This window comes from Enterobacter sp. BIDMC93 (assembly GCF_001037805.1).
GTDB lineage: Bacteria > Pseudomonadota > Gammaproteobacteria > Enterobacterales > Enterobacteriaceae > Enterobacter > Enterobacter hormaechei_C.
This window is the reverse complement of the sequence record NZ_KQ089962.1, coordinates 2,220,989-2,247,237: the sequence shown is the minus strand read 5'-3', so window position 1 is coordinate 2,247,237 and position 26,249 is coordinate 2,220,989. Positions and strand designations below refer to the sequence as shown.

Sequence of the window (26,249 nt, the reverse complement as noted above, 5' to 3'; positions counted from 1 at the left end):
CGGTTAAATTTTTGTGGAGCAAGCTATGTCAAACAAACCCTTTATCTACCAGAACCCCTTCCCCCTCGCGCATGACGACACCGAATATTATCTGCTGACCAAAGAGCACGTTTCCGTTGCCGAGTTCGACGGTCAGGAAGTGCTGAAAGTCGAGCCAGAGGCGTTGACCCTGCTGGCACAGCAGGCCTTCCACGATGCCGCGTTTATGCTGCGCCCTTCCCACCAGAAGCAGGTTGCCGCCATTCTCAACGACCCGGAAGCCAGCCAGAACGACAAATACGTTGCCCTCCAGTTCCTGCGTAACTCTGAAATTGCCGCAAAAGGCGTGCTGCCAACCTGTCAGGATACCGGCACCGCGATCATCATGGGCAAAAAAGGCCAGCGCGTCTGGACCGGCGGCGGTGACGAAGCGGCGCTGAGTCAGGGCGTGTATAACACCTATATTGAAGACAACCTGCGCTACTCGCAGAATGCGGCGCTGGATATGTATAAAGAGGTGAACACCGGCACCAACCTGCCCGCGCAGATCGACCTCTACAGCGTTGATGGTGACGAGTATAAATTCCTGTGCATGGCGAAAGGCGGCGGTTCCGCCAATAAAACTTATCTGTATCAGGAAACCAAAGCGCTGATCACCCCGGCGAAGCTGAAAAATTATCTGGTTGAGAAGATGCGGACCCTCGGCACCGCGGCCTGCCCGCCTTACCATATCGCCTTCGTTATCGGCGGCACCTCAGCGGAAGCCACGCTGAAAACCGTCAAGCTCGCCTCTGCGCGCTACTACGATGGCCTGCCAACCGAAGGCAATGCGCACGGCCAGGCGTTCCGCGACGTCCAGCTTGAGCAGGAACTGCTTCAGGAAGCGCAAAACCTCGGCCTTGGCGCGCAGTTCGGCGGGAAATACTTCGCGCACGATATTCGCGTGATCCGTCTGCCGCGCCACGGCGCCTCCTGCCCGATCGGCATGGGGGTCTCCTGCTCCGCTGACCGCAACATCAAGGCGAAGATTAACCGCGAGGGGATCTGGATTGAGAAGCTGGAGCACAATCCGGGCCAGTACATTCCTGAATCCCTGCGCCAGCAGGGAGAAGGCGACGTGGTAAGCATTGATCTGAACAAGCCGATGCCCGACATTCTGGCGCAGCTTTCCTCGCACCCGGTATCCACCCGCCTGTCGCTGAGCGGCACCATCATCGTGGCGCGCGATATCGCCCACGCGAAGCTGAAAGAGCTGCTCGACAACGGGGAAGAACTGCCGCAGTACGTTAAAGATCACCCGATTTACTACGCAGGCCCGGCGAAAACGCCAGAAGGTTACGCGTCTGGCTCCTTAGGCCCAACCACCGCCGGGCGTATGGACTCCTACGTAGACTTACTGCAATCCCACGGTGCGAGCATGATCATGCTGGCCAAAGGTAACCGCAGCCAGCAGGTCACCGACGCCTGCCATAAGCACGGCGGCTTCTACCTCGGCAGCATCGGCGGCCCGGCGGCGGTGCTGGCGCAAAACAGCATCAAGAGCCTGGAGTGCGTGGCGTATCCTGAACTGGGAATGGAAGCCATCTGGAAAATTGAAGTGGAGAACTTCCCGGCGTTTATCCTGGTGGATGACAAAGGCAACGACTTCTTCCAGCAGATCCAGAATAAACAGTGCAAAGGGTGCTCACAGCGCTGAACGTTTCCATAACGCCGGAAGCAGCGACAGCGTATCGTTGATCAACCCGCGCTTGTCGCTGCCCGGCTTCCAGATAGTGACCATCGTCTGGCTTATCCCCTGGCTGCCCACTTCGGTGGGCAGCCTTTTTACATTTTTCCACTGCGTTGCGTGAAGATGGATCGGCAAAAACCCCCAGCCGCAGCCCTGCTCCAGCAGGCCGCGCAGCATCTCCAGTTCGTTAGTGAAAAGCGTGTGCCCTGAAATTTGCAGGCGACGGGCAACCGGCTCGTCTGACGCGGGATGCATAATCACCTGTGGCACCAGAGAGAGATCGAGCAGCGACACCGGCGACGCAACCTCCGCAAAAAGCGCCGTTGCGGCGTAAAAATCCATTTCGATCGCCCCCAGCGCCCGCCACTCCATCTCATTGCCCACGCTGCGGTTGCGCGCCTGGCAGATCCCCAGATCGGCCTGACCGTTTGCCAGCATCGCTTCCGCCTCATCGCGCGATGCGCTGGTCAGGCTCAGGCGGATCTTTTTCGTCGCCAGTGTGGCAATCAGCGCCTGTAAAAAAGCTCTGGGGGTGAACGGATCGTAAGCGAGGGCGATGTCCTGCGTCGCGCTGTCCGGTACCGATCTGGCAAACGCCTCAAACGCTTTGACCTGGCGCATCAGCAGGTGCGCCTGCCGCTGAAGCTGCTCCCCCTCCGGCGTCAGGCGCAGGCTGCGCTCCTCCCGCAGGAACAGAGCATAGCCCAGCCCATCCTCAAGGAAATCGATCAGATCCCGCAGGGTAGTACGATCTTTGCCGAGTTTACTGGCCGCCTTCATCAGGCTGCCGTGTTCAGCGACGGCAGTGAACGCCTCAAGCTGGGCAAAGGAATAGATCAGTGATGCCACGCCATTCTCCACGCAATTTTTACGGGGGATTTTCCCCCATAACGCGTTTTTTATTATAGGCCGCAGGTTCTTAAACTGAAGTCCTTCCTGAGCCAAACGAGATAAATATGAAAATCAAAACAAACCGCACGCTGCTCGCGGCGCTGGTTGTCAGCAGCCTGCTCTCGCCCGCCGTTATGGCGGCCTGCAACGGTACCGACCTCACCACCTGTCCGGCGCCTTTCGATGCCAGACTCCCGGACGCGCATACCATGCTCACCTGGAACCAGGCCGATCGCGTGGTGGGCTTTCGCAATGACTACCGCAACTACGCAGGGGATGTGTTCCGCCACGGCAACGCTACGCCGCTGCTGCCCGCAGAAAAACCGCTCACCGATGCCCGCTATCAGGTGAAGGGTAAGAGTTACACTCTTCAGGACTACCTGAAACGCCAGAACGTCAGCGGCATGCTGGTGCTGAAAAACGGCAAAGTGGCCTATAAATACCTGGGTGAAGGCAATACCGACTCAACGCTCTGGACGTCGCGTTCCGTGGGCAAATCGGTGGTCTCCGCGCTGGTGGGTGCTGCAATTAAAGAAGGGAAAATCCACTCCCTGGACGACCTTGTCACCCAATACGAACCTGACTTAAAAGGCACCGCCTGGGAGGGCGTAACGCTAAAACAGCTCATCACCCACACCTCTGGCGTGGCGTGGAACGAAGATTACACCAACCCGCAATCTGACTTCGCCCGGCTTACCGAATGCGAAGCGAAGCCGGGCACCTACAACTGCGTGCGCACCCTGGTGAAGGGATTACACCGTGAACACCCGGCGGGCGAAAACTGGTCCTATTCCTCGGGTGGCGCCTGGCTGTTAGGCGATGTGCTTGAGCGCGCCACCGGCATGACGCTCGCGGCGTATCTGGAGAAGACCATCTGGCAACCGTACGGCATGGCCAGCGACGGCGTGTGGCATGCCTACAGCAAAGGCCAGCACGACGTGGGTGCGCATGGGTTCAACGCCACGCTGGAAGACTGGGGGCGTTTCGGGGAGTTTATCCTGCATAACGGTACGCTGCCGGACGGGAAGCAGATCCTCCCCAAGGGCTGGGTGAAACAGTCCTCAGCCTGGACACAGGCCAAAGGATCGGTGTCCGACGCGCATCCGAAGGGGTTATACGGCTACCAGTGGTGGAACAACGAAGTACCAGCCACCGCCACACACGTGGAGCCGAAAGTCGAAAATTCGCTGAAGGATTCCCTGTGGGCGCTGGGTATTTTTGGTCAGATGATCATGGTTAATCAGAAAGAAAATCTGGTTATCGTCCAGTGGTCCACCTGGCCGCAGGCAGAGCCGTCATTCAGCGCCCAGCCGCTGGAAGCGTCGCTGATGTTTAGCGCGATTGCGAACGCGCTGCGCTGATAATCCCAAGCCAGGCCCCGCCTGGCTTCTCACCTGCGCGATGTCACAAAACTGATATATCAGCAACTTAGCGAAATCGAGTAAATAAAAGATCACCGAAATGTTAAGTTATTGTTGAGTATGTAAATACTGGTCAATGCATTGTCATTAATGCACCACGCGCATCAGTCCATGCGCTATTTGCGCTTATTAATTTCCACTTCCTGATCCAGTTTTCAGAAACAGACGAGCATAACGTCACTATAAAACTGGAGATAATCATGGTTTCCTCAACCTCACCTGCAACGCTTCGTGCCAAAGCGGGCGCGATTTTCCGCGTCACGTCGGGCAACTTTCTTGAGCAATTCGACTTCTTTCTGTTCGGCTTTTATGCCACCTACATCGCCCATACTTTTTTTCCGGCAAGCAGTGAATTTGCGTCCCTGATGATGACCTTCGCCGTCTTTGGCGCGGGCTTCCTGATGCGTCCGATCGGGGCCATTGTGCTGGGGGCTTACATTGATAAAGTGGGTCGCCGTAAAGGGCTGATCGTCACCCTGTCAATTATGGCCACCGGAACCTTCCTGATCGTGCTGATCCCTTCTTACCAGAGCATTGGCCTGTGGGCGCCGCTGCTGGTGCTGACCGGCCGCCTGTTGCAGGGTTTTTCGGCAGGCGCCGAGCTGGGCGGGGTTTCGGTTTATCTGGCGGAGATCGCCACGCCGGGCCGCAAGGGTTTCTACACCAGCTGGCAGTCGGGTAGCCAGCAGGTCGCCATTATGATCGCGGCGGCGATGGGCTTCGCCCTGAATGTGGTGCTGGAAGAGAGTGCCATTCGCGAATGGGGGTGGCGTATTCCGTTCCTGTTTGGCTGTCTGATTGTGCCGTTTATCTTTTTCCTGCGCCGCAAGCTCGAAGAGACCGAGGAATTCAGCGCCCGTCGCCACCATCTGGCAATGCGTCAGGTCTTCACAACGCTGCTCGCCAACTGGCCGGTAGTCGTCGCGGGCATGCTGATGGTGGCGATGACCACCACCGCGTTTTACCTGATCACCGTTTACGCGCCGACCTTCGGTAAAAAAGTCCTGATGCTCAGCGCGTCGGACAGTCTTCTGGTCACGCTGCTGGTGGCGGTGTCCAACTTCATCTGGCTTCCGGTGGGCGGCGCGCTGTCGGATCGCTTCGGGCGTAAACCGGTGCTGATCGCCATGACGCTGCTGGCGCTGGCGACCAGCTATCCGGCGCTGACGATGCTGGCCGCAGCCCCGAGCTTCTCAATGATGCTGACCGTGCTGCTGTGGCTCTCTTTCCTCTACGGCCTGTATAACGGCGCGATGATCCCGGCCCTGACGGAGATCATGCCAGCAGAGGTGCGCGTGGCGGGCTTCTCACTGGCTTACAGCCTGGCAACGGCGGTCTTTGGCGGTTTCACGCCGGTGATTTCGACTGCCTTAATTGAGTACACCGGCGACAAAGCCTCTCCGGGCTACTGGATGAGCTTTGCCGCCGTTTGCGCCCTGCTGGCAACGCTTTATCTCTATCGTCGTCGCACGTTAATCCTGCAAACTGCCGTTAAGGAGTGATCCCTCATGCTTACATTCAGAACGGTGATTGCCGCCCTGACCTTCGCCACCCTCAGCGCGGGCGCGCTTGCCCAGGATGTGACGGTGATGACTTCTGGCGGCTTCAAAGCGGCGCTGGAGAAGCTGACGCCGCAGTACGAAGCGCAAAGCGGTGACAGGCTCATTGTGATCTCCGGCCCGTCGATGGGCAAAACGCCGCAGGCCATTCCGGCCCGGCTCGCCCGGGGCGAAAAAGCGGACGTGGTGATTATGGTGGGCGATGCGCTGGCGAAACTGGAACAGGATCGCAGGACGGCGGCGGGCTCCCGCGTGGAGCTGGCGGATTCGCCCGTCGGGATGGTCGTCAAAGCGGGCGCGCCGGTGCCGGATATCAGTACGGTGCCTGCCCTGCGGCAAACGTTGCTGAAGGCGCATTCCATGGCTTATTCCGACAGCGCCAGCGGCCGGTATGTAGAGAGTCAGCTGTTCCGTAAGCTGGGCATCGACGGCCAGGTTCACGATAAAGCGCACCGGGTTGAGCGCATCCCGGTGGCGTCTGAAGTGGCAAAAGGGAAATACGATCTCGGCTTTCAGCAGGTGAGCGAGCTTCTGCCGGTCCCGGGGGTGATGTTTGTGGGTAAGTTGCCTGACGACATGCAGTACATTACCCGTTTCGCCGGAGCCGTAACGCAGAAGGCTGACCATCCCGAACATGGAAAAGCGCTGCTGGCCTTTCTCTCTTCGCCACAGGCTGCCAGCGTCATTACGGCAACGGGCTTAACGCCCGTCAGTGCACCTCGCGATACTGCTCGGTAATCAGCGTTTCGAGTTCGGCAGCAATATAGGACTGGATCCGCCCGCGGCGGCGGATCAGCCCCACGGTTCGCCTGACCTCAGGCTCGGTTAAAGGTACCGACGTCAGCAGCGAATGCTCTGCGCGGGGCATTGACATGGCGGGAACGGCCGCAATGCCGATCCCGGCTTCAACCATCCCCAGCATGGTCGTCACGTGCCGCGTTTCGCAGATGCTGGGGCGCTCAGGCCGAATATGCCCGACCCGCTGGTCGAGAAGATTGCGGTTGCCGGAGGTCTTATCCAGACCGATATAATCCTGCTGATAAAAAGCCTGCCACGTCAGGCTTTTTCTTTTTGCAAGCGGGCTGTCGCGCCGGCAGGCAGCCACGTAGACATCCTCCACCAGCGGGACAAACTCGATGTCGGGCTGCAAACTCCGGGCAAAGCAGATACCAAAATCCGCCTGTCCGCGGGTGACGGCCTCGATAACATTTCCGGCGCTGCTGTCGATCATTTTTATGCGCACGCGGGGGTAACGGGACTGAAAGCGGCGGATAACATCCGGCATAAAGTAACAGGCGGCGGACGGCACCGTCGCCACGGTGATTAGCCCCGTACGCTCCTCGCTGGCCTTATCGATATCCGAAAGCATGGACTCCACATCAGCAAGCAGCTGTCCGCATCGGTCGGCAAAGGTCTGTCCATACAGGGTCAGCGTGACGCGCCGGGTGGTTCTGTCGAACAGTTTTGTCCCCAGTGCCGCCTCCAGCTTTTCAATTCTGCGACTCAACGCCGACTGGGAAAGGCAGATAGACTCCGCCGCAAGACGGAAATTGCCATATTCCAGTAAAGCGCGGAAGGCATAGAGATCGTTGAGGTCAAAATTGACGGGCATACTGACGGGATCCTTAAGCACGGTAGGGTAAGAAGAGATTTATCATAGTCGCGCACGACATACTTCACAAAATGAAGGGGATACCCCTAAAGCGCTATCAACCTGACGGCACATAGTGATAGTTTATGCGGGCTGGATTCCTCTTAAACAGGCTGCCAGTCTGCATGCAGCCGAAGAGGAGTGTCATACTGCTTAACAGAGTATGTTGGCATGCTAACAGCCCCTGACCTTTCCATTTTGTTCACGTGCGAGTAACGAGCAAAGCGATGATTAAGTGGCCCTGGAAAACGAACGACGCTGGTCGAAATATGGTGCTGCCCTGGGATGAGGCTCTGGCGATCCCCGTGCTGGCGAATCTCTTGCCTGAAGAGCAATCAAAGCTGATTCAGCTGGCCGAGCGTTTTTTACAGCAAAAACGGCTGGTACCGCTACAGGGCTTCGAACTGGATCCGCTTAAAAATTCCCGCATCGCCCTGCTCTTCTGCTTGCCGGTGCTGGAGCTGGGTATCGAATGGCTGGATGGCTTCCACGAAGTGCTGATCTACCCGGCGCCGTTTATCGTCGATGATGAGTGGGAGGATGACATCGGGCTGGTGCACAACCAGCGTATGGTGCAGTCCGGGCAAAGCTGGCAGCAAGGGCCAATCATCCTCAACTGGCTGGATATTCAGGACTCGTTCGATGCCTCGGGCTTCAACCTGATCATTCACGAAGTGGCGCATAAGCTGGATACCCGCAACGGCGATCGCGCCAGCGGCGTGCCGCTGATCCCGCTGCGTGAAGTCGCGGGATGGGAGCACGACCTGCACGCGGCGATGGAAAACATTCAGGATGAGATAGACCTGGTGGGTGAAAGCGCGGCCAGCATTGATGCCTATGCCGCGACCGATCCCGCCGAGTGTTTTGCGGTACTGTCCGAGTATTTCTTTAGCGCACCTGAGCTTTTCGCTCCGCGCTTCCCGGCGCTGTGGCAGCGTTTTTGCCATTTTTATCAGCAGGATCCGCTTCAGCGTCTGCGGCAAAGTGAGGACGCAGCCAGCACATCCTCTCATCCGTTCCACTAATGTTCAGCAGAGGTACGATCGGTCGATCGTACCCACACGCTCACCGCGAGAAACAGCAGCGCCATTCCCCATGCGGCAGTAATCAAAAACTGCTCACCGTAAAAGCGCGTCACCACGGGTACCAGCAGCGCGCTGGCCCCGTACCCCAGCGTATGGCTGGTGGCGATCACCCCTGCGCCTTTGCCCGTCGTCAGCCGATCGTTGAGCAAAAGCTGGTATCCCGGCGTTGCCATGGCGGCCCCCAGCGAAGTGATGACAATTCCCACGTAGAACAGGGCTAAACTGGCGAGACACATCAGCCCAAGACCCGCCACCATCAAGACCGCGGCAATTAAGAGTAAAACTATCGGGGTAAAATGCTGCGGGCGTACTACCAGAAACTGCGCCGCCAGGGTCGCCAGCGCGGCCAGGCTCAGCAGCAGCGCGACATGATGGCTGATTTGCACGGCATCGCCATTAAATAACGGGTGAAGATGCGGCGATAAACCAAGCTGCATCAGGCTGACCAGCGCCGCCAGCAGCAGTGCCAGCACCAGGAAAGGCAGCATGGAGGCCTGTAACCGCGTCGACTGGTGCGCCACCGGCGGCAGCGGGGGATCGGCGGCTTCGCGCAGCACCAGCAGAAGCGCGATAAACGGCGCCACCGCCATCAGCCAGAGCGGTGCGACCGGGCTGACGCTGAGCATCAGCGCGGCCAGAGGCGGTCCCAGCAGACGCCCGCAGCTAAGGCCAGAGCTTATCGTCGCCAGCGCCGCCATCCTTTTATCCAGCCCCGCGCGTTGAATGGCCCACGTCTGGGCCGCAGGCACCAGCCCTGATACCGTCAGGCCGTACAGCATGCGCGACAGCACCAGGCCTGCCATTCCCCAGAGAGCATTCAGCGCGCCGTTCGCCATCGCCCAGACCACCAGCGCCATCACGACAAAGCTCGCCAGATAGCCTCCCAGCGAGGCCAGCATAACGATCTTACAGCCGTGCCGCTCGCTCTGGCGTCCCCACCAGGGCGATGCGGGTAAAAAGAGCATCGAGCCGAACATCAGCAGCCCGGCCCAGACGGAGAGCGACAGTCCGGTCAGGGAGACCAGCTGCGGCAGCATAACCAGCAAACCGTTTTGCCCAATACCTAATAAACCGGCGCCCAGTGCCAGGGGCCAGTTAGCTTTAGGGGTCACAACGTCAGTGAGATTCTCAGTACGGGTGCGCATAAAATTGTGAAGATAATGTCAATAAATGTGTGGAAATTATGAAGTTTATGAAAACAAATATTGCAAAAATAGTTGCCACTGTAAACAGAATGAATATCATAACGAGAATTATTATCAGTCATGGAATGAGGTACAACTATGCGTACTCTGCCCCGCTCCGCCGGTACAGATGTTGCGGCCCAGTGTTTTTTGAACGCGCTGCTGCGCGAAACGAAGGACTGGCATTATCTTCCCGCAACCCGTGCGGATGAGTTATCACAGATTCATATCCCGCTCTCCCCAACCCAGGCCATTCGGGTTCCGGTACGCTATTTCTCCCCCACGCAGCATCACCAGTATCGTTTTCCGGCAACGCTGATTCAGGCCGACAGCGACGGCGGTGACACGGTCACATTTCATCAACTGATTGATTTCATTCTTCAAAAAGAGACGGTAAAAGGCGAGCTGGATGCCGATACGCTGGCTCGCTTTAAGCAGCGCGTCCTGGAAAGCCATACGCACACCTGGCAGGCCATTGATTTACGCCACAACTGGGCAAACCTGCGCGATAAGCCGCTGACGTTTGCCGAAGCGGAACAGGCGCTGCTGGTCGGCCATGCTTTTCATCCTGCCCCAAAGTCGCACGAGCCGTTCAACGAGGCCGAGGCGCGTCGCTATCTGCCGGATTTCGCCTCCCGCTTCCCGCTGCGCTGGTTTGCGGTTGAGCATGAGCTGATTACCGGCGACAGCCTGAATGTCTCCCTGCGGGAACGTCTGCTGCGCTTTGCAGCGCAGAGCGCGCCGGCCCTTCTCGGTCACTTCACCGACACCTGCTGGCTGCTGCCGATGCACCCGTGGCAGGCCGACTATCTGCTGGAGCAGGACTGGTGCCAGCGTCTGGTAGAAAAAGGCGCCCTGCGCGATCTGGGCGAAGCCGGTGCGCAATGGCTGCCCACCAGCTCTTCCCGCTCGCTGTACAGCGAAACCAACAGCGACATGATTAAGTTTTCCCTGAGCGTGCGGCTGACCAACTCCGTGCGCACGCTGTCGGTGAAAGAGGTTAAGCGCGGCATGCGCCTGGCACGGCTGGCGAAAACGGCACGCTGGCAGGAACTCCAGGCGCGCTACCCGACCATGCGCGTGATGCAGGAGGATGGCTGGGCGGGGCTGCGCGATGAGCACGGCGTCATTCAGGAAGAGAGCCTGATGGCCCTGCGCGTCAACCTGCTGTTCGATACCCCTGAAACGCAAACCAACGTGCTGGTGAGCCTGACCCAGGCCGCGCCGGACGGCGGCGACAGCCTGCTCGCCGCGGCGGTGCGTCGTCTGAGCCAGCGTCTGGATCTCCCGCTCGCCCAGGCCGCGCGCTGCTGGCTGGACGCTTACTGCGACCGGGTATTGCTTCCGCTGTTCAGCGCCGAGGCGGACTACGGTCTGGTCCTGCTGGCGCACCAGCAAAATATCCTCGTTGAGATGCAGCAGGATTTCCCCGTTGGGCTGATCTACCGCGACTGCCAGGGCAGCGCCTGGACCGAAGGGGCCGACGCGTGGCTGAAAGAGGCAGGTGAAACCGAGGTGGAAAACCGCTTCGGTGAGAGCCAGCTGCTGCGCTACTTCCCTTATTACCTGCTGCTGAACTCTACCCTTGCCGTCACCGCCGCGCTCGCCGCCGCCGGTTTCGACAGCGAAGAGAACCTGATGTCCCGCGTGCGTGACGCGCTGGCCGAACTGCGCACCACGGCGAAGCAGACCCGCTGCCTCGATTACGTGCTCGACAGCCCGACCTGGAACTGCAAAGGCAACTTCTTCTGCTACCTGCACGATCGCAACGAAAACACCATCGTCGATCCGGCGGTGATCTATTTCGACTTTAGCAACCCGTTTTATAAGGAGAAGGCGTGATGGCAAACGCGAATATCGTCCATTCCGGCTACGGCTTTCGCTGCACGGTCACGGAACAAAACCTGCCGCTGACGCTGGGTCTCGACGGCAGCGCGGTGCTGGAGCGGCTGACCGGGCTCCCGGACGGCTGGCTGGTGGACGCCCTCGACCAGCTGTTTGTTGCCGCGCCCGCCCTGACCGGCATTACCCTGCCGTGGGCAGCCTGGCAGGATGAACCTCAGGCGCAGGCACTGTTTAGCCTCGTTCACGGGGATTATCTGGCGCGTGAAAACTTCTGGCAGCTGCCGCTGTGGCTGAAAGGCGAACGTCCGCAGGCGAGCGGCGGAATGCAGTTTGACGAAAGCCGTCAGCTGTACTTCCCGCTGCGCCCTCGCCGCCCGCAGGGTGAGGTGTATCGCCGTTACGATCCGCAAATTAAACGCACCCTGAGCTTCCGCGTGGCCGATGTGGCCCAGGACGGCGAGCGCTTTACCCGCTGGATGAATAACCCGCGCGTGAACGCTTTCTGGGAGATGGCGGGACCGCAGGCCGAGCAGGAGAACTACCTGCGTCGCCAGCTCGACTCGACCTATTGTTACCCGGTGATCGGCTGCTTTGACGATCAGCCGTTCGGCTATTTTGAACTCTACTGGGCGGCAGAAGATCGCATTGGCCGCCACTACCGCTGGCAGCCGTTTGACCGCGGGCTGCACATGCTGGTGGGTGAAGAAAACTGGCGCGGCGCGCAATACATCCGCAGCTGGCTGCGCGGCCTGAGCCACTATCTGTATCTCGATGAACCGCGCACCACGCGCATTGTCGCCGAGCCGCGCTTCGACAACCAGCGTCTGTTCCGCCATCTGGCGTCCGCCGGTTTCGACACGGTGAAAGAGTTCGACTTCCCGCACAAACGCTCCCGTCTGATCATGAGCGAGCGTCATCACTTCTTCCACGAGGTGGAACTGTGAACGCACTCTGGCAGAAAGTGAACCGCGAGATGGTGGCGAAGATCCTCGCCGAACTGGAATATGAACGCACCCTGCGCGCCGAGCCGGTTTCGGCGGACAACTGGCGCATCAGTATAGGCAACGCGTGCTGGCAGTTTCGCGCCACGCGTGGGATATGGGGCTGGCTGCATATTGACCCTGATACCCTGACCACCACCAGCGGCGCGGCGGTCGAAGCGGAAAACGCGCTGCTGCAACTGGCCACCGTGCTGGAGATGAGCGACGCGCAAACGGCGGAGCACATGGAAGATCTCTACGCCACGCTGCGGGGTGACATGCAGCTGTTGCAGGCGCGTGAAACGCTGGATGCCGATGCGCTGATCCACCTCGACCCGGACGAACTACAGTGCCTGATGCGCGGTCACCCGAAGTTTATTTTCAACAAGGGACGCCGCGGCTGGGGGCTGGATGCCCTGCGCCTGTACGCGCCGGAATATCGCGGGCGTTTCCGCCTGCACTGGGTCGCCGTGCAGCGCGAGCGTCTGGTCTGGAGCAGCGACGCCGATTGCGATATTAACGCCCTGCTCTCCAGCGCCATGGACGATGCCGAGCGCGAGCGGTTCGACGCCCGCTGGCAGGAGCTGGATCTGGACGACAGCTGGCTGCCGGTGCCGCTGCACCCGTGGCAGTGGCAGCAAAAAATTGCCATTCATTTCCTGGCGCAGCTCGCGCGCGGTGAGATGGTAGAGCTGGGTGAGTTCGGCGATGAGTATCTGGCGCAGCAGTCCCTGCGCACGCTGACCAACGCCAGCCGTCGCGCGCCGTATGACATCAAGCTGCCGCTGACTATCTACAACACCTCCTGCTATCGCGGTATTCCGGGCAAGTATATCGCCGCCGGTCCGCTGGCCTCGCGCTGGCTACAGCAGCAGTTCGCCAGCGATGCCACGCTGATTCACTCCGGGGCGCAGGTGCTTGGCGAACCCGCAGCCGGATATCTGTCGCATCCGGGTTATGCCGCATTGCCTGAGGCGCCGTACCGCTATCAGGAGATGCTGGGGGTGATCTGGCGCGAGAACCCATCCTGCTATTTACAGGATGGCGAACAGGCGGTGCTGATGGCGGCGCTGATGGAAACCGATAACCAGGGGCGCCCGCTGATTGACGCGTGGATAAAACGCTCGGGGTTAACCGCTGACGCATGGCTGGAAAAGCTGTTTGAGGCGACGGTGATCCCCTTCTACCACCTGCTCTGCCGCTACGGGGTGGCGCTCATCGCCCACGGCCAGAACGTCACGCTGGTGATGAAAGATTACGTTCCGCAGCGCATTTTGCTGAAGGATTTCCAGGGCGACATGCGCCTGGTGGATGAAGATTTCCCGCAGATGCAGAGCCTGCCGGAGCAGGTAAAAGCGGTGACGGCGCGCCTCAGCGCGGATTACATCATCCACGACCTGCAAACCGGCAACTTTGTCACGGTACTGCGCTTTATATCCCGCCTCACCCTGCAATGCGGCGTGAGCGAAACCCGCTTCTATCAGATCCTGGCGCTGGTGTTACGTCGCTATATGGCCGCCCATCCGGATCTTGCGGCGCGCTTCGCCAAATTCGACCTGTTTAAGCCGCAGATTATTCGCGTGATCCTCAACCCGGTCAAACTGACCTTCTCTGAACACGACGGCGGCAGCCGCATGCTGCCGAACTACGTCTGCGATCTTGATAACCCTCTTTTTCTGGTCTCCCAGGAGTCAGCGCAATGAAAACCTATGATTTCATCGGCATTGGTATCGGTCCGTTCAACCTCAGTATTGCCGCGCTGGCAGAGGGGCTGGACGGTTTTAGCTCGCTGTTTCTTGAACGCAAGCCGCACTTCTCCTGGCACCCGGGGATGATGGTGCCGGACTGCCATATGCAGACCAGCTTCCTGAAGGATCTGGTCAGCGCCGTGGAGCCTACCAACCGCCACAGCTTTCTGAACTATCTGGTACAGCGCAAAAAGTTCTACCGTTTCCTCACCACCGAGCAGCGCACCGTGTCGCGCGAGGAGTTTGCCGACTACCTGTGCTGGGCGGCGGATAACCTCACTAACCTGGCCTTCAGCCAGCAGGTACAGCAGGTCAGCTTTGATGAGCAAAACGGCCTGTTTGAGGTCGTGACCCAGCGGGATCGCTTCCTGGCGCGCCACGTCTGCGTGGGGATTGGGAAGCAGATCAATCTCCCAGACTGCGTCACCGCGCAGGACGACACCTGCTTCCACGCCAGCGAAATGATGCTGCGCACGCCGGATTTAGCGGGCAAGCGCGTCACCGTCGTCGGCGGCGGCCAGAGCGGTGCGGATCTGTTTTTAAATATCTTCCGTGGGGAATGGGGGCAGCCGCTGAGCCTCAACTGGGTGTCGCGCCGCAACAACTACAACGCGCTGGATGAAGCCGCGTTTGCTAACGAGTATTTCACGCCGGAGTACGTGGACAGCTTCTCGACCTTTGGTGACGACGCCCGACGTCAGATGTTGCAGGAGCAGAAGATGACCTCCGACGGGATCACCACGGAGTCGCTGCTGGCCATCTATCGCGCCATGTATCACCGCTTCGAAGTGCTGCGCGAAAAACCCTGGGCGCATCTGATGCCGTCCCGCTCGGTGACGGCGCTGACGCGCCAGGAAACCGGACATCGCCTCAGCATCCAGCATCACCTGGACGGCGGGCGCGAACAGCTGGAGAGCGACGTGGTGATTTTCGCCACCGGCTACCGCGCCGTGCAGCCCGCGTTTCTCGCCCCGCTCTCTTCCCGACTGCGTCTGGGTGAGAATGAAGCCTTCTGCATCAACAACGATTTCACCCTTGAATGGGACGGCCCGCAGAGCAACCGCCTGTTTGCCGTCAATGCCGGGATGCACCGTCTCGGTATTGCCGAACCCCAGCTCAGCCTGATGGCCTGGCGCGCGGCGCGAATTTTGAATCGCGCTCACGATGACGAGCCGTTTGAGCTGGCAACCACCCCCGGCGTGATCCACTGGCGGAGCACCACCAGCCCGGAGAGCAGCCAGGTTTTTAAAACATTAATGAAGACCACCGAGTACTGACACACACATTCAGGATCAACATAACAATGAAACGTTCTCATCTTTGGGTTTTAAATCCGTGCTTGCTTGCCATGCTTTCTACCTCTGCGTGGGCGGAAGAACAAAAGGAAGAAGATATTGTGGTCTCCGCCAGCCGGGCACATCGCAGCGTGGCAGAGATGGCGCAAACCACTTGGGTTATTGAGCGGGCGGAAATTGAGCAGCAGGTTCAGGGCGGGAAAGAGATTAAAGACGTGCTGGCCCAGCTGATCCCCGGCATGGACGTCAGCAGCCAGGGACGTACCAACTACGGCATGAACCTGCGCGGTCGCTCCATGATGGTGATGGTGGACGGCGTACGTCTGAACTCTTCCCGCAGCGACAGCCGCCAGCTCGACTCTATCGATCCGTTCAACATTGACCGCATCGAAGTGATCTCCGGCGCCACCTCGCTGTACGGCGGCGGCAGTACCGGCGGTCTGGTGAACATCGTCACCAAAAAAGGCCAGCCGGAGACCGAAGTGGAATTCCAGACCGGGGCAAAAAGCGGGTTTAACAGCCATAACGACCATGATGAGAACGTCTCCGCAGCCGTGAGCGGCGGCAATGACAACGCCTCTGGCCGTCTGTCGGTCTCCTATCAGCGCTACGGCGGCTGGTATGACGGCAACGGCGACGAGGTGATTATCGATAACACCCAGACCGGCTTGCAGTATTCCGACCGTATCGACGTGATGGGGACAGGCACCATCAACATCGACGATCATCAGCAGCTCCAGTTAACCACGCAGTACTACAAGAGCGAATCCGACGGCAAGCACGGCCTGTTCCTTGGGGAGAATTTCGCTGCGGTCACGGGCGATGCCAAAGCCTATAATAAAGATAACCTGAACTCTGACCGTATCCCGGGCACAGAGCGTCACCTGATCAACCTGCAATACTCGAACACCGATTTCTGGGGTCAGGATCTGGTTGCGCAGATTTACTACCGTGACGAGAGCCTGACCTACTACCCGTTCCCGACGCTGAGCAAAGGCGCGGTGACCAGCATTGGCGCGTCCCAGCAGAAAACCGATTTTTACGGCGGCAAGCTGACGCTAAACAGCAAGCCGATGGACGACCTGACCCTCACCTGGGGTGTGGATGCCGACCACGAAACATTCGATGCCAACCAGCAGTTCTTTGACTTGAGCAAAGCGGCGGCGAGCGGCGGCATGGAGCTGGACAATGCCTACAACGTGGGCCGTTATCCGGGTTACAGCATTACCAACCTCGCGCCGTTCCTGCAAGCCAGCTATGACATTGACGCCATCACCCTGAGCGGCGGCGTGCGTTACCAGTACACCGAAAACAAGGTGGACGATTTTGTCGGCTACGCCCAGCAGCAGGCAATCGCCACGGGCAAAGCGACCTCCGCTGACGCGGTGCCGGGCGGGAAAACCGACTACAACAACTTCCTGTTTAACGCCGGGATCCTTGGACGTCTTACCGAACAGCAGCAGCTGTGGTTTAACTTCTCCCAGGGCTTCGAGATCCCGGACCTGGCGAAGTACTACGGCTCCGGCACCTATCAGCTGGTCGATGGTCACTATCGCCTGCAAAACAGCGTCAACGTGAACGACTCAACGCTGGACGGTATTAAGGTCAATGCCTACGAGCTGGGCTGGCGCTTCACCGGCGATAACCTGCGTACCCAGGTGGCGGCGTACTACTCGCTCTCGGATAAAACCATCACCATCAACAAGAGCGACATGACCATCAACCTGGAGGACGACAAACGTCGTATCTACGGGGTTGAAGGCCAGGTGGACTATTTCTTCACCGACAGCGACTGGAGCACCGGGGCGAACTTTAACGCCATCAAGTCCGAAACGCGTGAAAACGGGAAATGGGAGAAGCTGACGGTCGACAGCGCCAGCCCGTCTAAAGCCAGCGCATGGGTTAACTGGGCGCCGGGCGACTGGGCCCTGCGCGTGCAGAGCACACAAACCTTCGACGTGTCTGACGCCGACGGTAAGAAGATTGATGGCTATAATACCGTTGATTTCCTGGGCAGCTACGCCCTGCCGGTGGGCAAAGTCAGCTTCAGCGTGGAAAACCTGCTGGACAAAGACTACACCACCGCCTGGGGCCAGCGCGCACCGGGGCTGTATAGCCCAACCTATGGCTCACCGGGTCTTTATACTTATAAAGGCCGTGGACGTACGTTTGGCCTGAACTACTCCGTTCTGTTCTGATCCTGCGCGCCGCCTGCGGGCGGCGCATTTTGCTGTGCAATTTGAAAGCAAATTTGCTATTAAATCATCGGTTTGCTGAAATTCTCGGCAAACGAACAAAAACGATGTTTTCCCCTTTGACAAGGCGCACGCAGGTCGATAATATGCGCCTCGTTCACACGATTCCTCTGTAGTTCAGTCGGTAGAACGGCGGACTGTTAATCCGTATGTCACTGGTTCGAGTCCAGTCAGAGGAGCCAAATTTGAAAAGCCTGCTTTTAAAGCAGGCTTTTTGCTTTTCAGCGCATGAGAAATGCAGGACGGCGCCCGTTGCCGTTTTAGTGTTTACCCCCACCTCCTCACCTGTCCCTGTTATATATTCCACTAATAAATAGAATCATTAATATTAATAACACATAACTATCATTCATCAAATATCGATCGGCAAAAACTATTAATTACATTCCGTGTGATATTCATCACAAAACGGGATTGCTCAACGTTTATTATTTACCGCATAGCAAAAGCAAATCGTTAGACCAGGAAAAATAATCTCATCAAGAGCTAAAGTTTTTTACTTATATACCCTATGGAGGTAATTGCTTTGCCATGGAAAGACCCATCATCAAATGCATTTTTTAGCTGGCTTTACATAATATTATTTGGCGCGTGGGGAGGACTTGTCAGATATCTCCTTGACGTTAAGTCTGGCCAGTCGGGAAGAAGTTTATTTTCTGCGTTAGCACAAATTATTGTATCAGGATTTACCGGTGTACTTGCTGGGTTGATGTCACAAAGCCTTGGTTCAGTATTTCATACTTCACTTGCAGTCAGCGGTATATCAGGTGCAATGGGTGTTGTTGCTCTTAATTATTACTGGAAGAAAATCTCTGGAGATAGTAATGATAAATCATGAATTTAGTAGAAAGACTGAAAAGAACCTTAAAGGAGTACATAAAGATCTTTCGGAGGTGATGAGAAAAGCATTGAAATTATCGCCTGTTGACTTCGGTATTTCTGAAGGGGTAAGAAACCAAAAACGACAGCTTGAGCTATTAGCATCAGGGAAATCCTTAACGTCTAAAAGCAGGCATTTAACGGGGCACGCCGTCGATGTATTCGCGGTCATCAACGGTACCGTTTCATGGGATTTTAAACATTATCAGATAATTGCAACGGCTGTTTTTCAGGCCGCTAAGGAGTTATCAGTTGATATTGAGTGGGGTGGCAACTGGACGGAAATAAAGGATGGCGTTCATTTTCAGCTATCACGAAAGATGTATCCTGAATAGAACCTAACACTTTTGACATGTATATTTCCGCAGAGAATACAGCGCATCGTTATTTTCCGGATGATTAACCATGTTCTTTTTACATAAATTTTATAATAGGAGAATGAGAATACAAAATCGCTTTTAATTATCACAGCACAAAATTATCCGTCAGGCGTTTATTTACTCGTTATTTATACAGGCGATGCTTAATTGCGCTGACAAAAAAACCATATATCTTATTGAATGAAATAAAAGGAATACCATCATGACAATTACTTATATTAAAACTGAACTTGCACCAGCCGACAACCAGCTCGCTGCATACCTTTATTTTACCTCAGATACCCCGGTAAGTTATTCTTACACTGTTACAAAAAGGACGACCAGTCCAACCAGCGTAGATTTTACCTATACATCGGATCTCATTTATGGTGTTACTCAAACCATTAAAATCCCTGTTATTGGTCTTTATGCGCAATATGCAAACAGTGTGCAGGTCGTATTTAAGGATGACACGGGTACTGAAGTTTTCAATCAGCCATTTATCATCAGTACAGAAGATCAGGAATATGATACATCTGTCATCTTCCACCTCGATATTGAGCAAACCGATCCTGCACTATTTACCTCTGTATGGGGAAACAGTTGGTTAATGGAATCCACTGGCCGAGGTTATGACCAAAATGGTGACCTGCGTTTTAACTTCTTATCGGTTTATCATCTCCAACCGCTGCGGATCCACAATGGCTACCTCTATACCGGCAGCGACGAAGATATGGCGTGGTACGGCCGTAGCTTTTTCAAAATTGATATCATGGGCAATGTCGTCCTTGAATTCGACATGCGTGATGCTGATGGCAATCACTATGCAAATACTCATGATGTAGTCTGGGACTCCGCGGGCGACATTTATATGTTTGGCACCGATAGCCCTAACCGACTAACCAACACGATGGCGCAAGATGCGCTGGTTCTGAAATTTAACGATCAGACAGGGAAAATGATTTGGGCGAAAAACTATACCAGCGAATATAGTGGTTCTCAAATTCTGAATAACAATACGCCTAATGATGTCCATTTTAACTCTCTTACATGGATTGCAAGCAGCCCAAATAACGAAGAAGCCATTATTGTCCATTCTCGCACAACGAGTACAACTTTTGGTATCTCTATCGTTGATGGCAGTATCTTGTGGGCAATCGACACAGGTAATTTCAACCCTCAGTTCCCGGCAAAACAAGCGACTATTCATATTGATAATTCGGGTATTACTCATTTTGAAAATGGTGCCCATACGGTGTGCATTACGAATAATAGTGCTTTTTCTGCCAGTATCGATCCTACCGCAGGAAAATTTGTCTTATCAGTGTTCGATAACCGATCTTGCGTAGATGAAAATGGCAACCCCGTTATTCGTCCGATAAATGACGCAGCGACGTCGGACCCCTATCAAACAGATCCAGCCCGCATTCTGTTCTATGCGGTCGACTTAGCAGCAGGCACCGCTGTTGAGATTCATGCGCCTGTTGAACTCCCAACGACGCCTATCCTCCAATGGACCGACTTTATGGGAGGCGTGTTTGATCATGGTGATTATTTCACTATTTTTACCTGCCATGCGCGCTCATTCTTTATCAGTGACGTAGACGGTAATATGGTTGCCTCTATCTATGATGTGATTTCTTTATCTGATGGCGCTCCTCAATACCCAGGGGAGGCCTACCGTGCAAGATTATTTAATGAAACGGAGCTTACTGACGTCATCACTGCGGCATCTATTTATGCAAATTAATCAAATGATGTAACAATCTGGAACAGATGCAATTGATCACTGCATATGTTAATAGGGGGTCATGTCGAGCCATGACCCCTTGATGCTATATACGAAGCGCACAGGTCATGACTTCATCGCCGAAAAGATTGAGCCATTATTCATACCTGAAGGCGCTAATGTAAATTTATCGTTATAGTCTTGCGCCAGGGAAAGTAGTATTTGCGTCACCCGCCCTGCGGATAGTTGCGCGCTGCGACTAAAATGCGTTTGTTTATATAGCCAGTTGATAAAGCACCTGCTGGCCGTTAAAGAGAGCCTTTTAGCGTTACTGCTATCCCCCCCTGTTAATGGGCAAACCATCTTACGGTTTCTTCCCTGCTCCCAAAGCTGCCACTGACTTTGCCACCAGCCATGCTGTGACGTTCTCTGAAAATTCCAGGGTATATCACTATCATTATCGTTGATTTCTTCTTCTATAAACCACATTTCACCTTGCCCCAGGCGAAACAAATTTGCCCAGGCGGTAATGACTGCTCCCCGAAGAAAGCATTCGTGTGAAATAACATGCATCTTTACCTCAGGAAAGAGGAGATTCAGTATTCGAAAATGCCCGTGAGCCGCTATCACCGGGCGCACAATCGAACCTCTGGCGTTACATTTCAGAGCCGCGCTTCCATACTGTATTTCATCGAACTGGCTCCGACGCAGAAACTGTGTCTCTCGCATATCAACGCGTTTTACAATATCAGCGTGATGCAAATCAGGCTCGATATTTCCCTTCCAGTGATAACGTAATGTTTCCCCACTTTGATGCTCAGTAAAATTAGTAGAGAGATGAATAATATTACCGCGGATGGCATCAAAACTGATCAGGACATACAATTTCTGTTCTGCAATTCTCCCCTGGAACGGTACAACCAGTGACACAGTTTCAATACGTTCTGGATACACTATTTTTCTTTGCTTTTGCTGTTTGGGTGTCCAGACTTTTTTGCAGGCGCGGCACTGAACGCGCTGTGTCCCCCGTGGGTTATAACCATAACAAATAGTTTTCGCGCAATAACATTCAGGGCAAAAATAACCGTTTTCTAAGGCATAGGCGCTTAAGCAAGAAAAAAGCCATTCATTAAATTGTTGTTCATTAAACAGAGGGGGATAACTCCCACATGCCCGGCAGTGCAATGCTGGATATCCTAGCCTGTAGTCTGGCCAACTGTAATCTTCGGATGCTGATACTGGCAGCCCTAAATTACGGCAACCAAACGATTTACAGGTATTAATCGTAAACAGAATCAATATTAATCACCAACGATTTGAATGGGTCGGTGATTTTGCCGCATAACTCTTGCATAAGTGTGTGAGCAGGTTCGCATAAAAAACCCTTTCAGAACGTAAAGTAGCGAATCTTTATATGACTGAAAGGAACGACTTATGAAGATAAAGTTAATCGCTGCGGGTATTCTGACGACATTACCATTTTGGGCCTGCGCTAAGGATGTCACCATCCTTTATACCAATGATCTCCATGCTCATGTAGAACCTTATAAAGTACCATGGATTGCTGACGGCAAACGGGATATTGGTGGCTGGGCGAATATCACTACTCTGGTAAAAGAGGAAAAATCCAAAAGTAAAGCGACATGGTTTTTTGATGCAGGTGACTATTTCACTGGCCCTTATATTAGTAGCTTAACGAAGGGAAAAGCAATTATTGATATTATGAATACCATGTCGTTTGATGTTGTAACGATAGGTAATCATGAATTTGATCATGGCTGGGATAATACATTATTACAGCTAAGCCAGGCGAAATTCCCTGTCGTACAGGGCAACATATTCTATGAGAACAGCAGCAAATTATTCTGGGATAAACCTTATACCATCGTCGAAAAAGATGGCGTGAAAATTGGCGTCATTGGTTTGCACGGCGTGTTTGCCTTCAATGATACCGTCTCCGCGGCAACGCGCGTAGGCATTGAAGCGCGGGATGAAATTAAGTGGTTACAGCGCTATCTGGATGAACTGAAAGGCAAAGTCGACCTGACCGTATTGCTGGTCCATGAAGGTACACCGGCGCGTCAGTCCAGTATGGGAGGGACCGACGTACGACGTGCACTGGATAAAGATATTCAAACTGCAAGCCAGGTGAAAGGTCTGGATATTCTGATTACGGGACATGCGCATGTCGGTACGCCGGAACCGATTAAAGTTGGCAATACGCTGATCCTCTCGACCGACAGCGGCGGCATTGATGTGGGGAAACTGGTACTGGACTACACGAAGCCGCATCAGTTTACGATGAAAAATTTTGAGCTTAAAACCATTTACGCCGATGAGTGGAAGCCCGATCCGCAAACGAAACAGGTTATAGACGGCTGGAATAAGAAACTGGATAAAGTAGTTCAACAAACGGTGGCGCAGTCGCCGGTTGAGTTGACGCGCGCGTATGGTGAATCAGCCCCGCTGGGTAATCTGGCTGCGGACGCTCTACTGGTGGCTGCGGGTAAAAATACTCAGCTAGCCTTGACCAACTCGGGCGGCATTCGCAATGAGATCCCGTCGGGCGCGATTACGATGGGTGACGTCATCAGTACGTTCCCCTTCCCTAACGAGCTGGCCACGATGGATCTTACGGGTAAACAATTACGCACGTTGATGGAACATGCCGCAAGTTTAAGTAATGGCGTCTTGCAGGTTTCAAAAGGCCTGGAGGTGAAGTATGACAGCAGTAAACCAATCGGTCAGCGGGTCGTCGTATTTACCCTTAATGGCAAGCCGATTGAGGATGCGACAGTCTACCACATTGCCACTCAGAGCTTCCTTGCTGACGGCGGCGATGGTTTTACCACCTTTACCGAGGGTAAAGCGCGTAATACAACAGGCGGTTACTACGTTTCTAATGCCGTGATCGATTACTTCAAAGCGGGCAACACTATTACGGATGAGCAGCTCAACGGCATGCGCGTTGCTGATGTGAAAAAGTAAAGGTTCTTACCATACAGGCTTTTGGCGCCGCATTGGTGATGAATGCATTGAAATAAAATAAACGTTTAAGGGTTCATACCTCTACATGGACCCTTTTCAAGCTATTATTTTTTTCAAGGGAATTGATTATGAAGAAAAATATAAAGCTGAGCCTGATTACGTTATGTTGTTTCGCAACGTTAACCGCCTCAGTTCATGCAAAAGATGTAACAATTTACTATACCAACGATCTACATGCTCATGTCTCTCCTGGGAAACTACCCACCGTTGACAAAGAACGTCTGGTAGGAGGTTTTGCGAATATAGCGACCATCGTCAATGATGCTAAGAAAATAAGTAAAGATGTTTTTTTCTTTGATGCAGGTGATTACTTTACCGGGCCCTATATAAGTACCCTGACCAAAGGCGAAGCCATTATTGATATCATGAACACCATGCCCTTTGATGCTGTGTCAGTGGGAAACCACGAATTTGACTATGGCGTTGATAACATGGTTAAGCAGTTATCAAGAGCACACTTCCCCATTTTGTTAGGTAATGTTTTTTATACCAACAGTGAAAAGCCCGTCTGGAATACCCCCTGGACGGTTGTCGAAAAAGATGGCATCAAAATTGGCGTAATCGGGGTACATCAGAAATTTGCATTTTATGACACGATTGCAACTAAGGCTTACGCTGGTTCAGAGGCGCGTGATGAAGAGCCTTATATTCAAAAAGGGCTTGATGCCTTAAAAGGTAAAGTGGATATCATCGTGCTGCTTATTCATGAAGGTACGCCAGCGCGCCAGTCAAGCTATGGAAACAAAGACGTAGCCAGAATGCTACAAGCTGATATCGATACCGCGAAGAAATTTAAGGGTATTGATGTATTAATCACAGGCCATGCCCATGTAGGGACGCCAGAACCGATTAAAGTTAATGACACTCTCATTGTTTCAACGGATGCCTATGGTACTGACATTGGTAAATTAGTATTGGATTTTAACCCTCAGACGAAGAAAATTGAGCGTTACAAAGGTGAATTAATCACTGTATTTTCTGATGAATATAAACCTGATCCAAAAGTACAGCTTAAAATTGATGAGTGGAATGCCAGTCTGAAAAAAATCACTGGCCAGGTTATTGGTTCGACAACGGCGCACTTTACGCGTTCATATGGGGAATCATCACCCGTCGGTAATTTGATAATTGATGCCATGATGGCAAAAGTGCCGGATGCCGTCGTTGGATTACAAAACAGCGGAGGGATACGTGCTGATTTCCCACAGGGAAATTTAACCTACGGCGATGTTATTACCACCTTCCCGTTTAATAATGACCTGGTTGAAATGGATCTTACCGGAAAAGATCTCACCGATTTAATGATCCATGCGACTAATCTCACCAATGGTATTTTGCAAGTATCAAAAAGCGTTCATGTTGTCTATGACAGTACAAAACCGCTGGGCAAACGTCTCATTAAATTCACTGTCAATAATCAACCCATAGATCCGACCAGGATATATCGGGTTGCTACACACTCATTTTGTGCGACAGGTGGCGATGGATTTGAAGCATTTTTAAAAGGGAAAAATATTAAAACTATTAACAGCACTACCTCTGCCGATTCAATTATTGATTATGTGAAGGCGCATAGCCCAGTTAAACCCGATCATGAAATGAGGGTGACTGATGTAAGCGCAGCAAAATGAATTAAACAAGAAGTGATTAAATACTGACATGTATTTTAAATACCACTCGCTTTTCAACATACTCCCATTAAAGGAAATACACGCATGAAAAAAATGAAATATCTTTTACCAGGCGCATTGATAATGCTCCCCTTGATTGCGTTTGCGGACTCTGGTAATAATGAATATCTATCAGACTGGTGGCATCAAAGCATTAATATAGTCGGCAGCAACTCTACTCGCTTTGGGCCACAAAAAAGGTCCGATCTCTATCCAGAATACCGTGCGTGGGCACATGTGGATTGGTTTGATTTTTACGGCTATGCGGATTTACCTAAATTTCTTGGTTTGGGAAATGACAACGACATTGGTATTTGGGACAATGGCTCGCCATTCTTTACAGAAATAGAGCCACGTTTTAGCATCGACAAATTAACGGGACTTGATTTGAGCGTTGGTCCATTTAAAGAATGGTATTTTGCTCACAACTATATTTATGATGCGGGTACTAACGAAGGACAGCGTCAAAGTACCTGGTATATGGGAATTGGGACGGATATTGATACGGGATTACCGATAACTTTATCTGCAAACATCTACGCTAAATACCAGGGGAATAATTATAACGCCGCCAACGAAAACGAATGGGATGGATATCGCTTTAAATTAAAATATGCTATTCCTTTAACTACACTGTTTGGCGGGAAGCTAAATTACATCGGTTTCACCAATTTTGATTTTGGCTCAGACTTAAAAGACGAATCAGGTGGCGAGCAACCCTTTTACTCCCGTACTAATGACTCAATAGTTTCTACCCATATCCTCAGCTTAGTTTACTCTCACTGGAGCTATGGCGCCACCCTTCGTTATTTCTATCATGGTGGGCAATTTGAAGAAGGCAGTAAAGCATATAATAGCAAAGGGCAGATTACCCGTATAGACTCTACGGGGTGGGCCTACTATTTAACTGCCGGATACACTTTTTAAATATGTCTAAAAGGA

Annotated in this window: 20 protein-coding genes and 1 tRNA gene; 17 read left to right on the top strand and 4 right to left on the bottom strand. The window is 53.8% G+C overall.

Translation table 11 applies throughout. From position 1 onward, the window contains the following. The first annotated feature begins 25 nt into the window (after window positions 1–25). Entirely contained in the window at window positions 26–1,675 is a 1,650-nt protein-coding gene (gene fumA, locus SK58_RS10530) for a class I fumarate hydratase FumA (protein WP_047056229.1), read from the top strand. Here the strand turns inward: fumA and SK58_RS10525 are convergent. After that, window positions 1,664–2,569, bottom strand: coding sequence for a LysR family transcriptional regulator (locus SK58_RS10525; protein WP_048219846.1), 906 nt, complete (start codon window positions 2,567–2,569; stop codon window positions 1,664–1,666). The genes fumA and SK58_RS10525 overlap by 12 nt on opposite strands. 95 nt (window positions 2,570–2,664) lie before the next feature. On the opposite strand from SK58_RS10525, the gene SK58_RS10520 reads away from it, so the two are divergent. The 3 genes from SK58_RS10520 (at window position 2,665) to SK58_RS10510 (ending at window position 6,317) form a co-directional block, all read left to right on the top strand. Then, a complete protein-coding gene (locus SK58_RS10520) occupies window positions 2,665–3,960 on the top strand; it encodes a serine hydrolase domain-containing protein (protein ID WP_048219844.1) in 1,296 nt (431 codons plus the stop codon). 260 nt (window positions 3,961–4,220) lie between these two features. After that, window positions 4,221–5,522 carry an MFS transporter gene (locus SK58_RS10515; RefSeq protein ID WP_032654136.1) on the top strand — a complete coding sequence of 434 codons (1,302 nt, stop codon included), beginning with the start codon at window positions 4,221–4,223 and terminating at the stop codon, window positions 5,520–5,522. Between the two features lie 6 nt (window positions 5,523–5,528). Then, window positions 5,529–6,317 (top strand): substrate-binding domain-containing protein, encoded by a 789-nt coding sequence (locus tag SK58_RS10510; protein ID WP_048219842.1) that lies wholly within the window; start codon window positions 5,529–5,531, stop codon window positions 6,315–6,317. On the opposite strand, the gene SK58_RS10505 is transcribed toward SK58_RS10510, so the two are convergent. Then, window positions 6,289–7,191 carry an L-proline-binding transcription factor PsrA gene (locus SK58_RS10505; protein ID WP_048219840.1) on the bottom strand — a complete coding sequence of 301 codons (903 nt, stop codon included), beginning with the start codon at window positions 7,189–7,191 and terminating at the stop codon, window positions 6,289–6,291. The genes SK58_RS10510 and SK58_RS10505 overlap by 29 nt on opposite strands. Window positions 7,192–7,457: 266 nt before the next feature. On the opposite strand from SK58_RS10505, the gene mtfA reads away from it, so the two are divergent. Next, window positions 7,458–8,255, top strand: a complete 798-nt coding sequence (gene mtfA, locus SK58_RS10500; protein ID WP_048219838.1) for a DgsA anti-repressor MtfA — start codon at window positions 7,458–7,460, stop codon at window positions 8,253–8,255. Here the strand turns inward: mtfA and SK58_RS10495 are convergent. Further along, entirely contained in the window at window positions 8,252–9,460 is a 1,209-nt protein-coding gene (locus tag SK58_RS10495) for an MFS transporter (RefSeq protein WP_048219836.1), read from the bottom strand. The genes mtfA and SK58_RS10495 overlap by 4 nt on opposite strands. A 138-nt stretch (window positions 9,461–9,598) precedes the next feature. Here SK58_RS10495 and SK58_RS10490 point away from each other — a divergent pair, with 138 nt between their 5' ends. The 9 genes from SK58_RS10490 (at window position 9,599) to SK58_RS10455 (ending at window position 20,610) form a co-directional block, all read left to right on the top strand. Beyond that, window positions 9,599–11,341 (top strand): IucA/IucC family protein, encoded by a 1,743-nt coding sequence (locus SK58_RS10490; RefSeq protein ID WP_047728034.1) that lies wholly within the window; start codon window positions 9,599–9,601, stop codon window positions 11,339–11,341. Next, on the top strand, window positions 11,341–12,288 hold the full coding sequence (locus SK58_RS10485) for a GNAT family N-acetyltransferase (protein ID WP_047728033.1): 948 nt from the start codon (window positions 11,341–11,343) through the stop codon (window positions 12,286–12,288). Before SK58_RS10490 ends, SK58_RS10485 begins: the two co-directional genes overlap by 1 nt. Beyond that, window positions 12,285–14,027 carry an IucA/IucC family protein gene (gene iucC, locus SK58_RS10480; protein ID WP_048219835.1) on the top strand — a complete coding sequence of 581 codons (1,743 nt, stop codon included), beginning with the start codon at window positions 12,285–12,287 and terminating at the stop codon, window positions 14,025–14,027. Before SK58_RS10485 ends, iucC begins: the two co-directional genes overlap by 4 nt. Then, window positions 14,024–15,349, top strand: a complete 1,326-nt coding sequence (locus tag SK58_RS10475; protein ID WP_048219832.1) for a lysine N(6)-hydroxylase/L-ornithine N(5)-oxygenase family protein — start codon at window positions 14,024–14,026, stop codon at window positions 15,347–15,349. The genes iucC and SK58_RS10475 overlap by 4 nt, the downstream gene beginning before the upstream one ends. A gap of 26 nt (window positions 15,350–15,375) precedes the next feature. Next, window positions 15,376–17,565, top strand: coding sequence for a TonB-dependent siderophore receptor (locus tag SK58_RS10470; RefSeq protein WP_032654151.1), 2,190 nt, complete (start codon window positions 15,376–15,378; stop codon window positions 17,563–17,565). Window positions 17,566–17,728: 163 nt separating this feature from the next. Further along, window positions 17,729–17,804, top strand: a tRNA-Asn gene (locus SK58_RS10465). Window positions 17,805–18,133: 329 nt separating this feature from the next. Beyond that, window positions 18,134–18,460: a phage holin family protein gene (locus SK58_RS22290; protein WP_017693121.1), complete on the top strand. Its 327-nt coding sequence runs from the start codon at window positions 18,134–18,136 to the stop codon at window positions 18,458–18,460. Then, the gene (locus SK58_RS10460) at window positions 18,447–18,836 is read left to right on the top strand and encodes a M15 family metallopeptidase (RefSeq protein ID WP_048219830.1); all 390 of its coding nucleotides are present in this window, start codon (window positions 18,447–18,449) and stop codon (window positions 18,834–18,836) included. The genes SK58_RS22290 and SK58_RS10460 overlap by 14 nt, the downstream gene beginning before the upstream one ends. A gap of 247 nt (window positions 18,837–19,083) precedes the next feature. Continuing rightward, window positions 19,084–20,610: an aryl-sulfate sulfotransferase gene (locus tag SK58_RS10455; RefSeq protein ID WP_017693119.1), complete on the top strand. Its 1,527-nt coding sequence runs from the start codon at window positions 19,084–19,086 to the stop codon at window positions 20,608–20,610. Between the two features lie 105 nt (window positions 20,611–20,715). Here SK58_RS10455 and SK58_RS10450 read toward each other — a convergent pair whose 3' ends face one another. Continuing rightward, window positions 20,716–21,891, bottom strand: coding sequence for a cytoplasmic protein (locus SK58_RS10450; protein WP_096159905.1), 1,176 nt, complete (start codon window positions 21,889–21,891; stop codon window positions 20,716–20,718). Between the two features lie 132 nt (window positions 21,892–22,023). Here SK58_RS10450 and SK58_RS10445 point away from each other — a divergent pair, with 132 nt between their 5' ends. The 3 genes from SK58_RS10445 to SK58_RS10435 all read left to right on the top strand — a co-directional run bounded on the left by SK58_RS10445 (window position 22,024) and on the right by SK58_RS10435 (window position 26,234). Then, window positions 22,024–23,577, top strand: a complete 1,554-nt coding sequence (locus SK58_RS10445; protein ID WP_032648835.1) for a bifunctional metallophosphatase/5'-nucleotidase — start codon at window positions 22,024–22,026, stop codon at window positions 23,575–23,577. A gap of 128 nt (window positions 23,578–23,705) precedes the next feature. Beyond that, window positions 23,706–25,268 (top strand): bifunctional metallophosphatase/5'-nucleotidase, encoded by a 1,563-nt coding sequence (locus SK58_RS10440; protein WP_048219828.1) that lies wholly within the window; start codon window positions 23,706–23,708, stop codon window positions 25,266–25,268. An 84-nt stretch (window positions 25,269–25,352) separates the two neighbouring features. Continuing rightward, a complete protein-coding gene (locus SK58_RS10435) occupies window positions 25,353–26,234 on the top strand; it encodes a nucleoside-specific channel-forming protein Tsx (RefSeq protein WP_048219826.1) in 882 nt (293 codons plus the stop codon). The last annotated feature ends 15 nt before the right edge of the window (window positions 26,235–26,249 follow it).

Coding starts and splice junctions, on each gene's coding strand:
- SK58_RS10490 (WP_047728034.1), top strand. CDS start 9,599: ATGCGTACTCTGCCCCGCTCCGCCGGTACAGATGTTGCGGCCCAGTGT.
- SK58_RS10440 (WP_048219828.1), top strand. CDS start 23,706: ATGAAGAAAAATATAAAGCTGAGCCTGATTACGTTATGTTGTTTCGCA.
- SK58_RS10470 (WP_032654151.1), top strand. CDS start 15,376: ATGAAACGTTCTCATCTTTGGGTTTTAAATCCGTGCTTGCTTGCCATG.
- SK58_RS10495 (WP_048219836.1), bottom strand. CDS start 9,460: ATGCGCACCCGTACTGAGAATCTCACTGACGTTGTGACCCCTAAAGCT.
- SK58_RS10520 (WP_048219844.1), top strand. CDS start 2,665: ATGAAAATCAAAACAAACCGCACGCTGCTCGCGGCGCTGGTTGTCAGC.
- SK58_RS10460 (WP_048219830.1), top strand. CDS start 18,447: ATGATAAATCATGAATTTAGTAGAAAGACTGAAAAGAACCTTAAAGGA.
- SK58_RS10510 (WP_048219842.1), top strand. CDS start 5,529: ATGCTTACATTCAGAACGGTGATTGCCGCCCTGACCTTCGCCACCCTC.
- mtfA (WP_048219838.1), top strand. CDS start 7,458: ATGATTAAGTGGCCCTGGAAAACGAACGACGCTGGTCGAAATATGGTG.
- SK58_RS10515 (WP_032654136.1), top strand. CDS start 4,221: ATGGTTTCCTCAACCTCACCTGCAACGCTTCGTGCCAAAGCGGGCGCG.
- SK58_RS10455 (WP_017693119.1), top strand. CDS start 19,084: ATGACAATTACTTATATTAAAACTGAACTTGCACCAGCCGACAACCAG.
- SK58_RS22290 (WP_017693121.1), top strand. CDS start 18,134: ATGGAGGTAATTGCTTTGCCATGGAAAGACCCATCATCAAATGCATTT.
- SK58_RS10485 (WP_047728033.1), top strand. CDS start 11,341: ATGGCAAACGCGAATATCGTCCATTCCGGCTACGGCTTTCGCTGCACG.
- SK58_RS10435 (WP_048219826.1), top strand. CDS start 25,353: ATGAAAAAAATGAAATATCTTTTACCAGGCGCATTGATAATGCTCCCC.
- fumA (WP_047056229.1), top strand. CDS start 26: ATGTCAAACAAACCCTTTATCTACCAGAACCCCTTCCCCCTCGCGCAT.
- SK58_RS10475 (WP_048219832.1), top strand. CDS start 14,024: ATGAAAACCTATGATTTCATCGGCATTGGTATCGGTCCGTTCAACCTC.
- SK58_RS10505 (WP_048219840.1), bottom strand. CDS start 7,191: ATGCCCGTCAATTTTGACCTCAACGATCTCTATGCCTTCCGCGCTTTA.
- SK58_RS10445 (WP_032648835.1), top strand. CDS start 22,024: ATGAAGATAAAGTTAATCGCTGCGGGTATTCTGACGACATTACCATTT.